Source organism: Micromonospora luteifusca, assembly GCF_016907275.1.
Lineage (GTDB): Bacteria > Actinomycetota > Actinomycetes > Mycobacteriales > Micromonosporaceae > Micromonospora > Micromonospora luteifusca.
Genome location: NZ_JAFBBP010000001.1, coordinates 6,538,477 through 6,555,992, shown reverse-complemented (window position 1 = coordinate 6,555,992; position 17,516 = coordinate 6,538,477). Strand labels below are relative to the sequence as shown.

Genomic DNA, 17,516 nt, shown 5'->3' with positions numbered 1-17,516 from the left:
CGGCCGCAGGAGGAGATGTCAATGCACGTCGATCATTCCGAAGTGGATCGCCGCACGCTGCTGCGGGCCGGTCTCGGCGCCGCCACGGTCGCCGTCGTCGGGAGCGAACTCGCCTTCCCCGGCGCGGCCCACGCCGCCCCGGGCACCGACCTGGACTGGATCATCAGCTGTGACGAGTGGGCCGCCCGCCCACCGAAGGACCCGCTGTCGGTCAGCGCCACCGCCACCAACAAGATCATCGTGCACCACATGGCGTTCCCGAACGTCACCGACTACTCGCGCGAGCAGGCCGTCAAGCTGGCCCACGACTGCCAGGACCTGCACATCGACGGCAACGGCTGGTCGGACACCGGCCAGCACTTCACGGTGAGTCGGGGCGGCTACGTGCTGGAGGGCCGCCGGGGCAGCCTGGAGCGACTCGAAGCCGGCGACCGGCAAATGATCTCTGCGCACTGCCCGGGCGAGAACGGCCGGGCCATCGGCATCGAGAACGAGGGCACCTACGTCACCGAGACGCCGCCGGAGGCGCTGACCGACTCGCTGGTCAAGCTCTGCGTCACCATCTGCCGCCAGTACGGGCTGCACGCGCACGACATCTTCGGCCACTGGGACTTCCGCACCACCGAGTGCCCGGGCGCCGCCTTCTACCGGCAGTTCCCGGACCTGCGGCGGCGGGTCCACGCGGCCCTCGGCACCAAGCTGGGTGACGTGCCGGCACGCCGCTGGCCGGACCTGTGGCGTTTCGTCAACTCCCCCTCGGTCCGGGTGGTGCAGCACCTGCTCGCCTACCGGGGCTACGCGGTGACGGTCAGTGGCACGTTCGACGCCGCCACCGTGACCGCCGTGCAGGACTGGCAGGCCCGCAACGGCATTCCAGTCGACGTGGACGCCACCCTCACCCCGCCGACCTGGGAGACGCTGGCACCGGAGTTGGACCAGCACGCCACCGGCGCGCCGGTCACGGCCGTGCAGGAGATCCTCGCCACCAAGGGGTACGCGGTCACCGTCACCGGGGCGTACGACCACGCCACCCGGACGGCGGTGCAGGACCTGCAGGCGCTGCACGGCCTGCCCCGCAACGGCAAGCTCAGCACGAGCACGTGGTGCACGATCGTCGGCGGCTCGGTCCGCCAGTCGTACCAGCACCGCTGATCCGACGAGGACGACGGCGGCGGTGCGGGGCGTACCCGCACCGCCGCGTGGCATATCACCAGCGCAAACAGACGCGCGCCGGTTTGGCCCACGGCGTGGGCGGAAAGAGTGCCGGGCATGAGATGGGCCCGTCGAACCGTACCCGCTGTCGCCGCCGCCGTCGCGGCGCTCGCCGCGCGGGATCTGATCCAGCGCGACCATGCGCTGCTGCGTAACTTTCCGGTGCTCGGCCGCGCCCGTTATCTGTTGGAGGCGATCGGGCCGGAGCTTCGGCAGTACATCGTGGCCGGCAACGACGAGGAACGGCCGTTCACCCGCGACCAGCGCCGCTGGGTGTACGCGTCGGCCAAGCAGGAGAACAACTACTTCGGCTTCGGCACGGACAACGACATCGAACACACCCCCGGGTACCCGATCATCAAGCACCGCACGTTCGGCCGGGCGGTGCCGCCGTCGACGCCGACCGCCGGGCACGACGTGCGGTTGCCCTGCGCGAAGGTGCTCGGCGCGGCCCGTGGGCGGCCCGGCGCGTTCCGACCGGAGTCGGTGGTCAACATCTCCGGGATGAGCTTCGGCTCGCTCTCCGGCAACGCCATCGCCGCACTGAACAAGGGGGCCGCGCTCGCCGGCTGCCTGCAGAACACCGGCGAAGGAGGCCTGTCGCCGTACCACCGCAACGGTGGTGACCTGGTCTTCCAGCTCGGGACGGCGTACTTCGGCTGCCGGGACGAGCAGGGCCGGTTCAGTCTGGATCGGCTGAAGGACCTGACCGCCGGCGCACCGGTGCGGGCGTTGGAGATCAAGCTGAGCCAGGGGGCCAAGCCGAGCCTCGGTGGGCTGCTGCCCGGAGCGAAGGTGTCCGCCGAGATCGCCGCCACCCGGGGCATCCCCGCCGGGCGGGACTGCGTCAGCCCGTCCCGGCACGCCGAGTTCTCCGACTGTGACAGCCTGCTCGACTGGGTGGAACTGCTGGCCGCCGAGACGGGCCTACCGGTCGGCATCAAGTCGGCGGTCGGCGACCTGGGCTTCTGGCAGGAGCTGGCCACCCTGATGCGCGACACCGGCCGGGGCGTCGACTTCGTGACGATCGACGGCGGTGAGGGTGGCACCGGCGCCGCGCCGCTGATCTTCACCGACTCCGTTTCGCTCCCGTTCCAGCAGGGCTTCTCCCGGGTGTACAAGGTCTTCGCCGAGCACGACCTGCACGAGCAGGTGGTCTTTGTCGGCAGCGGCAAGCTCGGCCTGCCGGACAACGCCGTCGTCGCCTTCGCGCTCGGCTGCGACATGGTCAACGTCGGTCGCGAGGCGATGCTGTCGATCGGCTGCATCCAGGCGCAGAAGTGCCACACGGACACCTGTCCCACCGGTGTCGCCACTCAGAACACGTGGCTCACCCGGGGCGTGGACCCGACGTCGAAGTCGGTCCGGGCGGCCAACTACCTGCGGACGTTGCGCCGCGACCTGACCAAGGTCGCCGAGGCCTGCGGCGTGGAGCATCCCGGCCTGATCGGCACGGACGCCGTGGAGATCCTGGACGGCCGCACCGGCTCCACCCCACTGCACGAGGTGTACGGCTACCGGCCGGAATGGGGGCTGCCCTCGTCGGCAGACCAGGCGGAGATCGTTCGACTGATGACGGCGCAGGCACCACGGGGCGGCAGCGCCCCGCCGTCGGCAACCGCCGTCGGGTGAGCCTCGCCGGGCCTGGCGGGCGGGCAGTCGACGCCCGATAAACACGTGGAGCCGGCACCCGGGCACGCCTTAGGGTGGCGCGGTGCTGATCAGACGCGAGACACCCGCCGACGCTGACGCCATCCGGGCGGTGCACTCCGCCGCCTTCGCCAAGGCCGACGGCGATGGCGTACCGGTCGAGGCGACCCTGGTCGACGCGCTGCGCGCCGACGAGGGCTGGCTGCCCGCGTACTCCCTGGTGGCGATTGACCCCGACGGCCTGGTGGTGGGGCACGTGGTGGCCACCCGCGCTCTGGTGGCCGGTGAGCCGGTGGCGCTCGGGCTGGGACCGCTCGGTGTGCTGCCCGACTGGCAGCGGCGCGGCGTCGGGAAGGCGCTGATGCACGCGGTGCTCGGCGCGGCCGACGCCCACGACGAGCCGCTGGTGGTGCTGCTGGGTCATCCCGACTACTACCCGCGGTTCGGGTTCCGGCCCGCCGTCGAGCTGGGCGTCACCCCGCCGCAGCCGTGGGGGCCTGAGTATTTCCAGGCCCGACCGATGCACGCGTGGCGGGAGTCGATCCGCGGCGAGTTCCGTTACGCCCGCCCGTTCGACGAGTTGTGACCGAACCCCACCTCCGCCGGCGACGCGTCACCGACCTCGACGGCTGCGTCGCGGGGCTCAGGGAGGTTCACCGGGTCGACGGGTACCCCCTGAACTGGCCCGCCGACCCGCACCGGTGGCTACGCGAACCGCACCCGGCCCGCGCCTGGGTCGCCGTCGACGCCGACGCGACAGTCGTCGGGCACGTCGCGGTGCACCGGGTGCCCGGCCCGGCGAACGGGCCGCTTGCCCGGCCCACCGCCGAAGTGGCTCGCCTCTTCGTGATACCGGCCGCCCGCGGGTTGGCGCTGGGCAGCGCTCTGCTGGCCCGGGCCCGGCAGTGGGCGAGTGCGCGTGGGACCGATCTGGTGCTCGAGGTGGCGTCCGGCAGCACCGCGGCCGCCGCCCTCTATGAGCGCACCGGTTGGCGGTGCACCGGCACCAGCACAGCACCGTGGACCGCCCCGGACGGCGGCCCGGTGTCGCTGCGCCACTACACGCTGCGCGGTGACGGCGGCCCGGCCATCGCCGCGAGGCGGCGGGCGAGTTCGGCGGCGGCCTCGCTCAGCTCCGGAGGCTCCAACACCTCCACGTCGTAACTCAGCCGGGCGACGTGCGCGGCGACCCAGTCCAGACTCTCCCCGCCGACGACCAGCACACACCACCCGTCGCGATCGTCCTCGACCCGCCCCACCTGGGGCGGGACCACGTCGCGCACCCGGTCGGCCGGGGCGTGCACGCGCACCCGGGCGAGATGCCGGTACGGCGCCTCGGTCACCGACCGCCGCACGAAGGCGACCGGATCCGGGTGCACGCGCGCCCGGAAGCGCCACGTCGTCGCCACCGCCGCGCGCATCCGGTCCAGGCGGAACGTTCGCCAGTCGTCGCGGTCGACGTCCCAGGCCATCAGATACCAGCGGCGGCCCGTCGTGACCATCCGGACCGGCTCGACCGTCCGCTCGTGTTCCCCGCCGTCGCGGCCGGCGTACCGGAACCGGACCCGGACCGCGTCTCGACAGGCCCGTGCGAGTGTCATCAGCAGCTCCGCGTCGATCTGGGCCACCGGACCGATCAGGGTCTCCGTCGAGCCGTGCACCGCCCGCACCTCGGCGCGCAACCGCGACGGCATCACCTGATCGAGCTTCGCGAGAGCCCGCAGTGCCGCCTCGCCCGCCCCGGCGACCGTGCCCCCCGAGGCGAGCCGCAGGGAGACAGCGGTCGCGATCGCCTCCTCGTCGTCGAGGAGCAGTGGTGGCAGCCGGGTGCCCGCGCCGAGTCGATAGCCGCCGCCGACGCCCGCCGTGGCGTGCACGGGGTAGCCGAGCGTGCGCAGTCGCTGCACGTCGCGGCGTACGCAGCGGCCGGTGACCCCCAGCTCGGCGGCGAGTTCGGCGGCGGTGCGGGACGGCTGCCGCTGCAACAGCGCCAGCAACCGCAGCACCCGTTCGGTCGTCGCCTCGACAGTCACCAACCGATCGTTGCACGAATAGCGGAACGCTCCTGTCCGCTATTTCCGAGAGGGTGCAGACCATGACCGATCAGAGCAGCAAACAGGGAGCTGACATGGCCCGCAGCGTGCAGATCACGTTCGACTGCGCCGACCCTGCCGCGTTGGCGGCGTTCTGGGCCGAGGCGCTCAGCTACCAGGTGCAGGCCCCGCCCGGAGACTTCGAGTCCTGGGAGCAGGCGCTGGAAGCGATGGGGGTGCCGCCGGAGAACCGGAACGACGCGTCGGCGGTGGTGGACCCCGAGGGCTCGGGGCCCCGGCTGTTCTTCCAACGGGTACCGGAGCACAAGCAGGCGAAGAATCGCGTACACCTCGATGTGCGAGCCGCTCCGGGGCTGGAGGGCGACGAGCGGATGGCGGCCCTGGAGGCGGAGGCCGTCCGGCTCGGCTCGCACGGCGCCACCCGGCTCGATCGCCATGAGCCCGCTCCCCCACTGGCGGCTGGTCACATCGTCATGGCCGACCCCGAGGGGAACGAGTTCTGCCTCGACTGATCGGGCGTGAACGCCGATCCACCCCGAGTTGACACTCGCCTTGGCGCATGCCAATAATTGTTGGCATGAGCCAAGGCGAGCTATGGGAGAGCTGAGCGGCGATCGGCTGATCGAGGTCCTTGCCACTCTGGCCAGTCCGCACAGACTGCGTGTGCTCGCCGCACTGACCGGTGGACGGGCCTACGTCTCACAGCTAGCCCGCGATCTGGGCATCAGCCGCGCGCTGCTGCAGGTGCACCTCAAGAAGTTGGAGAAGGCCGGGCTGGTCACCGCGCATCTGGAGTTGTCCGAGGACGGCAAGGCACTCAAGTACTACGAGGCCTCGCCGTTCTCGCTGCACCTCACGCCCGACGTGGTGGCGGTCGCCGTCACGACCCTGAGCAACGCCGGTGACGGCGACGCCGTACCGAAAGGAAACAATTAGATGGACATCACCGCCTCGGTCTTCCTCGTAGTCGTCGCCGCCCTGCTCATCGCGGTCATCTGGTATGCGGGCGTCCGCACGCGGACCGCCGTGTCCGCCGAGATGCAGCGGCAGTACGCCGAGCAGGCCGCCGAGACACAGCGTCTGCTCACCGACGTGAGCGCACAGCTGGCCGACCTGAACCGGCGCACCACGGACATGCAACGCATCCTCAAGGACGCCGAGTGACCACCCTCAGCCTCAGTCCGCCGGTCACGCTCCTCAACGTTCCCAACGCCGTCACCGCCGTGCGGACGGCCGTCTCCGTCGGGCTCGCCGTGGCGGCGCTGACCCACCGCAGTGTCCATCTGCTGGTGGCCGCCTACCTGATCTACTGGATCGGTGACATCCTCGACGGTGTCGCCGCCCGAGCCCTGGGCCAGGAGACACGCACCGGTGCGGTCTTCGACATCGTCGCCGACCGTGCCTGCACGTCGGCCTGCGCCGCCGCACTGGTCGTGCTGCGGCCCGCCACAGCCCTGCCGATCGCGGTGTTTCTCGTCCAGTTCATGGTCATCGACCAGTTGCTGAGCCTGATGTTCCTGCGCTGGCCGCTGCTGAGCCCGAACTACTTCGCCCGCGTCGATCGGCGCATCTACCTGTGGAACTGGTCTCCGCCGGCGAAGGCGCTGAACACCGCCGCGGTGGTGCTTCTGGCGATCTTCGCGCCGATGGCCGCGGCCGTCGCGTTCGCCCTCGGGGTCGCCGCGGTGAAGGTCGTCTCGTTGGTCTGCGCCGCCAGGTTGCCAACGGACCCGTCGCACACCCAGCCATGATCGCCGCCCTGGCGGCTGCGGCCGTCGGGCTCCTGTCGGCTTTCCTGCCGTTCACCCCGGCCGAGCCGTATCTGATCGCGGCCGTGGCGACGACCGGCGCGCCGCCCCTGGCGCTCGGCGTGGCCGCCGCTGCCGGTCAGACCGTCGGCAAGATCCTGATCTTCCTTGGTGCGCGGGGCGCGATCCGCTCGGCCTGGCTGCAACGCCGGCTCAGCAGACGCCCATCCGCCGCGCCGGGGCGACCGGGCCGACTGGGCCTGCTGCTCGCGCGACCGAAGGCGGCCGGTGCGCGGCTCGTCGAGGTGCTGGAACGCCCTCGCCAGGCGACCGGGATGCTGCTGGTCAGCGCCATCACCGGATTTCCACCGCTGCTGGCCGCCAGCGTCTACCTGGGCCGCACACCCATGCGCCCGGTCGCCTTCGCCGCGACGTGCCTGCTGGGCCGAGCGATCCGCTTCGTAACTGTCGCGCTGGCCCCGCAACTCGCCGGCTACTGAGCGGCGTCCACGTTCAGTCGCTACGAGCGTCCGGCTGGCGCGCGGATCGCGGCAGATGCGCGCCGCTGCAAAACAGGCAGCGATCTCTCGCCGCGCGTCCCGAGGTTGAATGGTCAGGGTGAGTCGATCAAGGCGGTTGGGGAGGACTGCCGGGCCGGCTCGGAGGGGCATGCATCTCCTGGTAGGTGGCGTGGTCCGCCGGCCCGTGACGAGTAGGCTGGGCGTTCGTCATCGGACGAGGGAGATCGGCGTGGACTATGGCGACAAGCTCTTCTGGCTCTCGGTTTTGATCCAACGCAAGTACGCGCAGATCTGCGCCGAGTTCGACCTGACCCCTTCGCAGGCCACGCTGCTCTGCGCGATCAGGAACGAGCCGCGGCAGATGGCTGACCTCGCCGCGTCGTTGGGTATGACTAAGAACGCATTGAGCCAGCTGGTAGATCGCACCGCGCGGCGCGAGTTGGTCGGCCGGGCGGGCTCGGCGCAGGACCGACGGGTCGTCATGCTCGGTGCGACGCCCGCGGGGAGGGTTCTCGGCGAGGCCGTGTACGCCGAGGTCGCTAAGCGTCTGCCCGAGATCGCGGGGAGCCTTGACGCCGACGACCAGCGCGATTTCGAGCGCGTGGCCACCGCCCTCGTGGACACCTCGGACCTCTCTTCGCCCACCTCGAAGCAACCCATCACACCGTGACGTCCCGCTACACCCCGCACCTTGACGATGTTCATGCCATGAACTAGTTTCGTTCATGGCATGAACCAGTGAAGGGTGATAGCGATGAACACGCAGGTGAACGGCACGATCGCAGTCTTCGGTGCGACGGGGCAACAGGGTGGGGCGGTAGTCGACGCGCTACTGGACCGCAGGGCGCGGGTGCGGGCTTTGGTGCGTAACCCCGAGTCCGGGCGGGCTCAGGCGCTGGCCGCCCGCGGCGTCGAGCTGGCGGCCATCCGGATCGACGACCCGGCGTCGTTGGTCGACGCGCTGGCGACGGTCGAGGCGTTCTACTTCATGACCCCGGAGGCGAACAGCCTCGAAGAGGTCGAGGCGGAGATCCGCGTCGGCACCGCGCTCGTCGACGCGGCGGTCGCGGCACGCGTCCCGCACGTCGTGTTCAACTCGGTGCTCGGGGCGGATCGGGAGACGGGTGTGCCACACCACGACTCGAAGCACTGGATCGAGGAGCACCTGGGGAAGTCTGGCCTGAGGGCCACGATGGTTCGCCCGGCCGCTTTCATGGAGGGCTTCGCGAGCGTGATGGCGCCGAGCCTGGAGCACGGAGAGATCGTGCTGAGGCTGCCGCTGGCGGAGGACGTCGCCGTGAAGATGATCTCGGTCAGCGACATCGGCCGGATCGCCGCCGCGACCCTGCTCGACACCGCGGATGTGCCCGGCGGAGCCATCGAGCTCGTCGCCGACGAGCTGACAGGCCCCCAGATCGCCGCAGCGTTCGGCGCGCGCGCCGGACTCCCGGCACGGTACGAGGCCCTGCCGCTGAGCGTTCTTCCCAACGAGCTCGACAGGGCGATGTTCCGCCAGTTCGCGGAAGCGGCGGAACACCCTTCGGACCTCGCGGTGGTGCGGGCGATCGAGCCGGCCACCCTGGACCTGGCCGAGTGGATCCGGGCCATCGGTTGGACCGCGCCCACGAACGTGGTTGGTTCCTGAGTCTCCGGCCGCAATGAACGCCCAGGCCGGCGTGTCCGCGGGCAAGGCCCCGACTCAATCCCTCGATCGGACGCAGCCGTTGCCGCCGATCAGGCTCGCCAAGACATTCGTCAACCTGCCGGGGGCCGGGCCGTAAGAGAGTATGCCGCCGGCCGTGCACCACCGCGATCCGGCTGTAGGGGGAAGGCGCCGCCCCGGCCGCGGGCAGGTGCTTCGTCAACACCTGCCCGCGGCCGGGTGTTCGTCACCAGATGCGGCTCTGCGAGTGACGACCGAGCACTATCCGCCTGCCCCTACGCATACAATTGGTTGAGGATCAACGTCGGACCTTGGCTCGGGTCAGTGCGTTGATCGCCCGGCTGTTCCACCGGCATCGCCACTCGAAAGAGTAAAGGCATCGCTGCTGTGTACGCACCCAACACGGCAAATCCGGATCTGGGGCCATCAGCTGCGGCAACCTGCTTTGCTCCGCGCCGCGCTTTCCAGCCGGCGCCCGCCCCGGGCGGTTTCAACACCAGATGTCGTGATGACGATCGATGCGGTTGGCGGGTTACCGTTCGCGGGTCGAGACGTCAGGGCTAACGGCGCCGGCTCGCCCAGCGTCGGCTGAGATCATTAGCCCGCGCGATCCGTTCGAGGACATCGCCGCCGGCCACTGATCCATACGCAGATGGCGGGCCAGCCGACTCGCCAGCTAACGTCCGCAGTCACATCGGTCCCGACCCAGCTCACTGCCTCTGCGGCCGAGTGCCATGCGAACATATGTACGTGTCGCCCGACGCCCACATCCTGCACGCCGACCTGGACGCGTTCTACGCGTCGGTCGAGCAACGCGACGACCCGCGCCTACGCGGGCGGCCGGTGATCGTCGGTGGCGGCGTGGTCCTCGCGGCGAGCTATGAGGCGAAGGCGCGCGGCGTCCGCAGCGCGATGGGCGGCCAGCAGGCACGCCGGCTGTGTCCCGACGCGATCGTGGTGCCGCCCCGGATGTCGGCGTACACGGCGGCGAGCCGCGCGGTCTTCGAGATCTTCCGGCAGACCACGCCGCTGGTCGAGGGGCTCTCCATCGACGAGGCGTTCCTGGACGTGGGTGGCCTGCGGCGGCTGGTCGGGCCACCGGCCGACATCGCCGAGCGGCTGCGCCGGGAGGTCCGCGAACGGGTCCACCTGCCGATCACGGTGGGCGTGGCCCGAACGAAGTTCCTGGCGAAGGTGGCCAGCGGGGTGGCGAAGCCGGACGGGCTGCTGGTGGTCCCACCGGACGGCGAGATGGCCTTCCTGCACCCACTGCCGGTCGAGCGGCTGTGGGGCGTCGGCCCGGTCACCTCCGCCAAGTTGCGGGAACACCGGATCCGTACCGTCGGGGAGGTGGCCCGGCTCGGCGAGGCCGCGCTGGTGTCACTGCTCGGGTCGGGCGCCGGCCGGCACCTGCACGCTCTGGCCCACAATCGCGACCCCCGGGCGGTGCAGGTCGGCCGCCGCCGCGGTTCGATGGGCGCGCAGCACGCGCTGAGCCGTACCCCGCATGCTCTGGTGGAGTTGGATGCCATCCTCGCGGGCCTGGTCGATCGGGTCAGCCGGCGGATGCGGGCAGCCGGGCGGGCCGGTCGCACGGTGCTGCTGCGCCTGCGCTTCGGCGACTACACCCGGGCGACCCGCTCACACACCATCGGGAAGGCGACGGCCGACACGACGTCGCTCCTCGCCGCCGCGCGAGCGCTGCTGCGGGCCGCGCTGCCCGAGATCGATCGCCGTGGTGTGACCCTGATCGGTGTCTCGGTGGGCAACCTGGACGACAACCCGGTGCAGCCGGAGCTGCCATTCCTTCGCAATCCGGGCGCGGAGTTGGACGCCGCAGTGGACGCGGTCCGCGACCGATTCGGATCGACGGCGCTCACCCGGGCAGTGCTGCTCGGCCGAGATCCGGGCGTTGAGATGCCGCTGCTGCCCGATTGACCGGTCCGTGCGCCACGTCCGGACGCCGAACTGCGACCGGAGACACATCACAGCAGGTCGGCGGTTTAGCCGGCCGCTGACGGGTGACCCTTGGGGTGCACAAGCCGACAAGGGGGGACCCAGATGTCCGACGACACCAGCAACCGACCGAGCCGTCACGCCGAGCGCCCGCACGACGTGACCGACCCGCTGCTCTGGCAGCTGGCGATCGACGTGCTGGCTGCCCACGAGCCGGACGACGAGGGTCTCTGCCGCAACCTCCAGTGCGCCGGGCAGTCCTGGCCGTGCGCGGCCCGCAAGGGAGCCGAACAGTCGCTGCGGATGTCGCGCAGCACCCCCGCGCCGGTCGAGGACGCCCACGACGAGACTGGCGCGGGCCGACCCGGCGACAGTGCGGTGCCAGCGCCGCGCTGGGGCTGGAACGCCGGCCCGGTGGCGTCGCACCGGGGGCCGAAGGCGTCCGCCTCCGCCTCCGCAGCGTGACGGCGGCCCCTCGGGGCACGGACACGCGGGCGCATCCGCGCCACACCCGGTAACGCCCGGCCGGTGACCCGGCCGGGCGTTCAGCTGTCGTGGCGGAGCCAGGAGACGACGCGTCGCAGCAGCTCCACGTGCTCCGGCGACTCGTACGACCGGGCGTCGTGGCCGAGCGCGCTGTAGACGATCCGGCTGCTCCCCACGGTGCGCGCCCAGACGAGCGGGTGGGTGGCGCCGCCCTCGTCGTGGACGTAGAGCGGCTCGACGTCGACGCCGTCGATCAACTCCAGGTCGGTGTAGCGCTCGTCGAAGACCTCGAAGTCCCCGAGCCCGGTGCTGATCGGATGCTCGACACCGCTGCGGCGAACGAGGCTCGGGCCGATCGGCGGGTGGAAGCTCCGACCGTGTTCCCAGGCGGCGCCGACCGCGGATCGCCAGCTCGGCACCTGGGGGAACGCGAGCGTGGCGCTGTGTGTGGCGAGCAGGCTGCCACCACGGGCCAGGAAGCCGTCGAGGATGCGGGCGAAGTCCTCATCCTCGGGGATCGGGGTCGACCGGTTGGCGCTGGCGTTCACCACCAGCAGACGTGCACCGTCGAGGGCGGCGTCAAGCTGGTCGACGGACGTCACGATCGTCACGGAACCCGGGTCACCGATCAGCGTGGCGAGCGTGGCGCTGGTTTCCGCCAACGGGTGCCAGGGGTCGGCGTGCGGGCCATCCCCGCTGAAGATCACAGTGTCGACAGGCATGACCGTGCTCCACTCATCATTTGGACGATTTTCGAAATCACGAATTGAAGGCTGACACCCTGGGCGCCGACGTCAAGCGCCGCCGCCGCGCCCCACCCAGGGAGACGACCAACAAGACCAGGGACAGAAGCGCAAACCAGTCTCCCGTACGCGAGTAGACCGTGCCCCACCCCGTGGTCGGAACGGACGTGACCAGCAACTCCGCGTCACCAGCGGTGGCCTCACCCAGCATCCTGCCGCCGGGATCGGTCACCGTCGGCCGGCCGAGCGCGGCGGCGCGGACCACGGTGAGCCCGTTCTCCACGCCACGGACCAGGGCCATCCGGCCGTGCAGCCAGCCGTCGGAGGTGAAGTCCAGCGCGGGGACCAGCAGCACCGTCGCACCCCGCGCCCGATACCGCCGGACCAGGCCGGGATAGTCGAGGTCCTTGCAGATCGCGACGCCGAACCGCCCGTCCACGATCACGTCGTCGTCACCCGGCGTCAGCCATTCCTCCAGGCCCGGGACCAGATGCTGTTTCTCGTACGTCGTGATGGTCCCGTCCGGGTCCAGCACCAGCGCGACGTTGCTCGCCGTGCCGGCCCGCCGCAGCACCGCACCGACGACGACCCGGGCCTCGGTCTGCCGCAGTGCGTCCACGAGCAGGGGCAGCGTCGAGTCGGTCACGGCGAACACCTTCTCCGGCAGCACGACGACCCGTGCCCCGCGGGCGACCAGGCCCGCGACCCGCGGCACGTAACGGGTGAGCAGGTCACGGCCGGACGGTTCGTCGAGCGGGAGCCCGTCCTCGGGCTGGCGCAGGGCGACAAGGCCGACGGTCAGCAGCCCGGCCGGGTCGGGAGAACGGCTCAGCGACCAGGCCGACCATCCGCCGGTGCTGAGCAGGAGAGCGAGCAGGCAGGTGAGAGCGCGCCGCGGGTGTCCGAGTTGGGTCGTCAGGGTGGGCCGCAGACCGCCGAGCAGAGCGGCGAGGGCGATGGGGACGGCGAGCAGCAGGTAGGTGACGCCCCAGACGCCGGTGAGCGCGGTCAGCTGGATGACCGGGCGGACGTCGGCCTGGGTGTAGGCGAGACTCCACCAGGCACCGTTCGGAAGCAGCCGGGACGCGCCGTACTCCCCCAGCACCCAGAGGGCCGGCACGGTGAGGACCGCGGTCACGATCCGTCCGCGTAGCAGCAGCGCCCGGGCGAGCAGGACCGTGCCACCGGCCAGGCCGAGGCCGAGCAGGACCACGCCGGCGACCGCGGGGACCGGTAGTCGCAGGGTGCCGAGGTAGTACCCCAGCAGGCCGAGCTGACCGATCAGCCAGGCGAGAGCCGTCGCGCCCAGCGCGGTTCTCGGACGTACCCGCAACGAGGCGAGGATCAGCGGGATCGGGGCGAGCCAGGTCAGCGCGGCCACGGGGTGCAGCCCGGAGCCACCGAGCCAGAGCAGGCCACTCAGGAGTGTGGCGACGATCATCATCATGCGTCGATCGTGCGGTGGGGGCGGCCGGTGCGGATCGCCGTACCAACTGGGGTTGATCTGGTCCTGTGGAGGGAGGCGCGCAAGCGCCGGGCCGGACGATACTGCCGACGTGAAGCGGTACGTCAATCTCGCCGTCGCCGTGGCCGCCGTCGCGGCGACCGTGCTGCCCGCCCTGGCCGACGGCCCCCGTGCCTGGTGGGTGCTGCCGCTCGCGGTCCTGTCGTCGGTTCCGGTGCTGTGGCGAGACCGCGCGCTGCTCCGGGTCGCCCTCGTCGTGGGTGTCGCCACGACCGCCTCCGCCTCGCTCGGAGCGCCGCCGCTGCTGCCGGTCGGCCCGCTGGTCTGCCTGTACACGTTCGCGGCGCGTGCCTCCCTGCCGATCCGTCTGCTCGGCATCGTGGTCACCGCCGCCGGCCTGATGCTGTCGCTGCTCTATCCACACCCGGACGTGGAGGTGCTGCGTTACCTGTCGGTCGCCTACGTCTTCGCGTACGCCCTGGGCACCAGCGCCCGCGCCCGCCGTAGCCAGGCCATGGCCCTGGCCGAACGCGATCGTCGCGTCGTCGGCGAACGGGAGGCGGCCGTGCTGCGCGAGCGCACCCGTATCGCCCGTGACCTGCACGACATCCTCACCCACGCGGTCGGTGTCATGATCGTCCAAGCAGAGGCGGGCCCACTCCTGGTACGCCCGCACCCGGACCGCGCCGACGCCACTTTCGCGACGATCGCCGCCACCGGGCGGGACGCGGTCGTCCAGCTCCGCCGCGCGGTCGGGAGCCTGCACGAAGCCGCCGACCAGCCACTCGACCAGCCGGGGCTGGCCCACCTCCCCGTCCTCGTCGAACGCGTCCGCGCCACCGGCCTCGACGCCGTACTCACCGTCTCGTCCCCGCCGTCCGAACTCGTCTCCGGGCCGCTCGGCGGTGCCGCTGGGCCGCTCGGCGGTGCCGCTGGGCCGCCGTTCGAACCGCCCGCAGACGTCGGGGTGGCCGTCTACCGGATCGTGCAGGAGTCGCTGACCAATGTGGTCCGGCATGCCGAGGCGGGATCGGTCCGCGTCCTGCTCGACTACACGGCGGAGTCCCTGACCCTCTCGATCACCGATGACGGCCGTGGCGACCGGGCTTCCGCCGTGCTGCCCGGATACGGGATCGTCGGGATGCGCGAGCGCGCCCAGGCGTGCGGCGGAACCCTGCACACCGGCCCCGCCTCCGACGGCGGCGGTTTCACCGTCACCGCCACTCTCCCACTCCCGGCACCGGCGGTGCTCTGATGCTGCGCGTCGTGCTCGCCGACGACCAGGACCTGTTCCGGGCCGGGTTCGCCACGATCCTCGGCGCCGAGCCGGACATCGAGGTGGTCGCCGAGGCCTGCGACGGCGCGGCCGCCGTGCAGGCCGCCCTCGAACACCGTCCCGACGTCGTCCTGATGGACATGCGCATGCCCGTCCTCGACGGTGTCGCCGCGACCCGCCACGTCTGCGCACGCACACCGAGCCGGGTCCTCGCCCTGACCATGTTCGACACCGACGACTACCTGTACGCGGCCCTGCGTGCCGGTGCCAGCGGCTTCCTGCTCAAGGACGCCCCACGAGCCGACCTGGTGAACGCGGTCCGCGTGGTCGCCGCCGGTGACGCGCTGCTCGCCCCCGGCGTCACCGCCCGCGTGATCGGTGAACTGCACCGGCGCGGCCACCCGGACCCCGCCCGGGCCGCCGCGGTGACCGCGCTGACCGCCCGCGAGACGGACGTACTGCGCCTGATCGCGGCCGGCCTGTCCAACGCCGAGATCGCCGCCCACCACCACCTCAGCGAGCACACGGTGAAGACGCACGTCGGCAACCTGCTCGCCAAACTGCACCTGCGCGACCGCGCCCAGGCAGTGATGATCGCCTACGAATCCGGCCTGGTGATTCCCGGACAGTGACCGGCCGGCGGGGCCCGAGAAGATCGGGCGGCCCGCCGGCCGACACAGGGAACGCCTGCTAGAGGGTGCGCGCCAGCCGATCGGCGAGCGTCCGGGTGAAGCGGGCCGGATCGGTCAGCTCACCGCCCTCGGCGAGCACCGCCAAGCCGTAGAGCAGCTCGGCGGTCTCGGTCAGGGCCGCCGAGTCGCTGCCCTGCTCGTGGGCCTTGCGCAGCCCGGAGACCAGCGGGTGACCGGGGTTGATCTCCAGGATCCGCTTGGTCGTGGGGATCTCGTGGCCCATCGCCCGGTACATCTTCTCCAGGGTCGGGGTGAGGTCGTGGGCGTCGCCGACGACGCAGGCCGGTGAGGTGGTCAGCCGGGACGACAGGCGAACCTCCCGGACACTGTCGGTCAGGGTGGTGCCCAGCCAGTCGAGCAGCGCCGCGAACTCCTGCCGCTGCTGCTCGCGCTCGGCCTCGGCCTGCTGCTTCTCCTCGTCGGTGTCCAGGTCGATCTCGCCCTTGGCGATCGAGCGCAGCGGCCGGCCGTCGTACGTGCCGACCCGCTCGACCCACACCTCGTCGACCTGGTCGGTGAGCAGCAGCACCTCGTGACCCTTGGCCCGGAACGCCTCCAGGTGCGGGGAGTTCTCGATGGCGGCCCGCGTCTCGCCGGTGGCATACCAGATGTCGGTCTGGCCGTCCTTCATCCTGGCGACGTAACCGGCCAGGTCGGTGGGCTCGACCGGGTCGTGGGTGGAGGCCACCGACAGGATGTCCAGCAGTGTGTCACGGTTGTCGGTGTCGTCGATCAACCCTTCCTTGACCACCGCGCCGAACTCGGTCCAGAAGGTGCGGTACCGCTCGGCGTGGTTGGCCTTCAGGTCCTTGACCGTGGCGAGGATCTTCTTCACCAGGCGACGGCGGACGATCTGGATCTGCCGGTCCTGCTGGAGGATCTCCCGGGAGATGTTCAGCGACAGGTCGTGCGCGTCGACCACACCCTTGACGAAGCGCAGGTAGGTCGGGACCAGCGCCTCGCAGTCGTCCATGATGAACACGCGCTTGACGTAGAGCTGGACGCCGCGACGGCCCTGCGGGGAGAACAGGTCCAGTGGGGCGTGGCTGGGCAGGAACAGCAGCGCCTCGTACTCGAAGGTGCCCTCGCCCTTCATGTGCACGACCTCGAGCGGGTCGGCCCAGTCGTGGCTTACGTGCTTGTAGAACTCGTTGTACTCGGCGGCGTCGACCTCGTCGCGGGGCCGCGCCCAGAGTGCCTTCATCGAGTTGAGGGTCTGCACCTCGCTGGTGGCGGGGGCGTCGTCGGCGCCGGGGCGCTCGACGGTCATCCGGATCGGCCAGGCGATGAAGTCGGAGTATCGCTTGACGATCTCTCGGATCGTCCATTCGGCGGTGTAGTCGTGCAGGTTGTCCTCGGTGTCGGCCGGCTTCAGGTGCAGGGTCACCGTGGTGCCCTGTGGCGCCTCGTCGACCCCCTCGATCGAGTACGTGCCCTCGCCGGTGGACTCCCACCGGGTGCCGCCGGTCTCGCCGGCCTTGCGGGTCAGCAGGGTGACCCGGTCGGCGACCATGAACGCGGCGTAGAAGCCGACGCCGAACTGGCCGATCAGGTCCTGCGAGGCGTGGGCGTCAGCGGATTCGCGCAGTTGGCGCAGCAGCTCGGCGGTGCCCGACTTGGCGATGGTGCCGATCAGCTGGACCACCTCGTCGCGGGTCATCCCGATGCCGTTGTCGCGCACGGTGAGGGTGCGGGCGTCCCGGTCGACCTCCAGGGCGACGTGCAGGTCGTCGGTGTCGGCGACGAGGTCCTTGTCGACAAGCGTGGCCAGTCGCAGCTTGTCCAGTGCGTCGGACGCGTTCGAGATGAGTTCGCGCAGGAAGACGTCCTTGTTCGAATAGATCGAGTGGACCACCAACTGGAGGAGCTGACGCGCCTCGGCCTGGAATTCCAACGTTTCGGCCTGGTTGCTCACACCGTCTCCCATCTCGGCTCGTGCGGAGGTTCGCGGAAAGGATACGAGTCGTCACCGGCCGGCTGGTGACCGCGTCCCGGTGGTATTCCCGATCCGGGCGAGCCGCCCCCGTGAGATAGCTGACTTTGGCATACA

The 17,516-nt window shown here is 71.0% G+C and carries 19 protein-coding genes; 15 read left to right on the top strand and 4 right to left on the bottom strand.

Annotated features, from left to right (window positions below; all coding sequences use genetic code 11):
- Positions 1-21: 21 nt before the first annotated feature.
- From JOD64_RS29565 to JOD64_RS29550, 4 genes are all read left to right on the top strand, one after another.
- The gene (locus JOD64_RS29565) at positions 22-1,152 is read left to right on the top strand and encodes a peptidoglycan recognition protein family protein (protein ID WP_204945265.1); all 1,131 of its coding nucleotides are present in this window, start codon (positions 22-24) and stop codon (positions 1,150-1,152) included.
- 117 nt (positions 1,153-1,269) lie between these two features.
- Positions 1,270-2,844, top strand: a complete 1,575-nt coding sequence (locus JOD64_RS29560) for an FMN-binding glutamate synthase family protein (RefSeq protein ID WP_204945264.1) — start codon at positions 1,270-1,272, stop codon at positions 2,842-2,844.
- A gap of 82 nt (positions 2,845-2,926) precedes the next feature.
- A complete protein-coding gene (locus JOD64_RS29555; RefSeq protein WP_204945263.1) occupies positions 2,927-3,448 on the top strand; it encodes a GNAT family N-acetyltransferase in 522 nt (173 codons plus the stop codon).
- The gene (locus tag JOD64_RS29550; RefSeq protein WP_204945262.1) at positions 3,445-4,026 is read left to right on the top strand and encodes a GNAT family N-acetyltransferase; all 582 of its coding nucleotides are present in this window, start codon (positions 3,445-3,447) and stop codon (positions 4,024-4,026) included. The genes JOD64_RS29555 and JOD64_RS29550 overlap by 4 nt, the downstream gene beginning before the upstream one ends.
- Here JOD64_RS29550 and JOD64_RS29545 read toward each other — a convergent pair.
- Positions 3,921-4,895 (bottom strand): helix-turn-helix transcriptional regulator, encoded by a 975-nt coding sequence (locus tag JOD64_RS29545; RefSeq protein ID WP_204945261.1) that lies wholly within the window; start codon positions 4,893-4,895, stop codon positions 3,921-3,923. The genes JOD64_RS29550 and JOD64_RS29545 overlap by 106 nt on opposite strands.
- A gap of 95 nt (positions 4,896-4,990) precedes the next feature.
- On the opposite strand from JOD64_RS29545, the gene JOD64_RS29540 reads away from it, so the two are divergent.
- The 9 genes from JOD64_RS29540 to JOD64_RS29500 all read left to right on the top strand — a co-directional run bounded on the left by JOD64_RS29540 (position 4,991) and on the right by JOD64_RS29500 (position 11,269).
- Positions 4,991-5,428 (top strand): VOC family protein, encoded by a 438-nt coding sequence (locus JOD64_RS29540; RefSeq protein ID WP_204946319.1) that lies wholly within the window; start codon positions 4,991-4,993, stop codon positions 5,426-5,428.
- Between the two features lie 82 nt (positions 5,429-5,510).
- Entirely contained in the window at positions 5,511-5,852 is a 342-nt protein-coding gene (locus JOD64_RS29535; protein WP_204945260.1) for an ArsR/SmtB family transcription factor, read from the top strand.
- On the top strand, positions 5,853-6,080 hold the full coding sequence (locus JOD64_RS29530) for a hypothetical protein (protein ID WP_204945259.1): 228 nt from the start codon (positions 5,853-5,855) through the stop codon (positions 6,078-6,080).
- Positions 6,077-6,667, top strand: a complete 591-nt coding sequence (locus tag JOD64_RS29525) for a CDP-alcohol phosphatidyltransferase family protein (RefSeq protein WP_204945258.1) — start codon at positions 6,077-6,079, stop codon at positions 6,665-6,667. The genes JOD64_RS29530 and JOD64_RS29525 overlap by 4 nt, the downstream gene beginning before the upstream one ends.
- Positions 6,664-7,164, top strand: a complete 501-nt coding sequence (locus JOD64_RS29520; RefSeq protein ID WP_204945257.1) for a hypothetical protein — start codon at positions 6,664-6,666, stop codon at positions 7,162-7,164. Before JOD64_RS29525 ends, JOD64_RS29520 begins: the two co-directional genes overlap by 4 nt.
- Positions 7,165-7,414: 250 nt before the next feature.
- Positions 7,415-7,855, top strand: coding sequence for a MarR family winged helix-turn-helix transcriptional regulator (locus tag JOD64_RS29515; protein WP_204945256.1), 441 nt, complete (start codon positions 7,415-7,417; stop codon positions 7,853-7,855).
- An 84-nt stretch (positions 7,856-7,939) separates the two neighbouring features.
- Positions 7,940-8,830 carry an NmrA/HSCARG family protein gene (locus JOD64_RS29510; protein WP_239559719.1) on the top strand — a complete coding sequence of 297 codons (891 nt, stop codon included), beginning with the start codon at positions 7,940-7,942 and terminating at the stop codon, positions 8,828-8,830.
- A gap of 768 nt (positions 8,831-9,598) precedes the next feature.
- Positions 9,599-10,786, top strand: a complete 1,188-nt coding sequence (dinB, locus tag JOD64_RS29505) for a DNA polymerase IV (RefSeq protein ID WP_307813795.1) — start codon at positions 9,599-9,601, stop codon at positions 10,784-10,786.
- 123 nt (positions 10,787-10,909) lie between these two features.
- Positions 10,910-11,269, top strand: a complete 360-nt coding sequence (locus JOD64_RS29500; protein WP_204945254.1) for a hypothetical protein — start codon at positions 10,910-10,912, stop codon at positions 11,267-11,269.
- Positions 11,270-11,349: 80 nt separating this feature from the next.
- On the opposite strand, the gene JOD64_RS29495 is transcribed toward JOD64_RS29500, so the two are convergent.
- Both JOD64_RS29495 and JOD64_RS29490 read right to left on the bottom strand, forming a co-directional pair.
- Complete coding sequence (locus JOD64_RS29495) at positions 11,350-12,012, bottom strand: ThuA domain-containing protein (protein WP_204945253.1); 663 nt, start codon at positions 12,010-12,012, stop codon at positions 11,350-11,352.
- A gap of 37 nt (positions 12,013-12,049) precedes the next feature.
- Positions 12,050-13,480 (bottom strand): nitrilase-related carbon-nitrogen hydrolase, encoded by a 1,431-nt coding sequence (locus JOD64_RS29490; RefSeq protein ID WP_204945252.1) that lies wholly within the window; start codon positions 13,478-13,480, stop codon positions 12,050-12,052.
- Positions 13,481-13,589: 109 nt separating this feature from the next.
- Here JOD64_RS29490 and JOD64_RS29485 point away from each other — a divergent pair, with 109 nt between their 5' ends.
- Entirely contained in the window at positions 13,590-14,753 is a 1,164-nt protein-coding gene (locus JOD64_RS29485; protein ID WP_307813792.1) for a sensor histidine kinase, read from the top strand.
- Positions 14,753-15,406 carry a response regulator gene (locus tag JOD64_RS29480; RefSeq protein WP_204945250.1) on the top strand — a complete coding sequence of 218 codons (654 nt, stop codon included), beginning with the start codon at positions 14,753-14,755 and terminating at the stop codon, positions 15,404-15,406. The genes JOD64_RS29485 and JOD64_RS29480 overlap by 1 nt, the downstream gene beginning before the upstream one ends.
- Before the next feature lie 58 nt (positions 15,407-15,464).
- Here the strand turns inward: JOD64_RS29480 and htpG are convergent, their stop codons facing one another.
- The gene (htpG, locus tag JOD64_RS29475; protein WP_204945249.1) at positions 15,465-17,393 is read right to left on the bottom strand and encodes a molecular chaperone HtpG; all 1,929 of its coding nucleotides are present in this window, start codon (positions 17,391-17,393) and stop codon (positions 15,465-15,467) included.
- Positions 17,394-17,516: the final 123 nt, after the last annotated feature.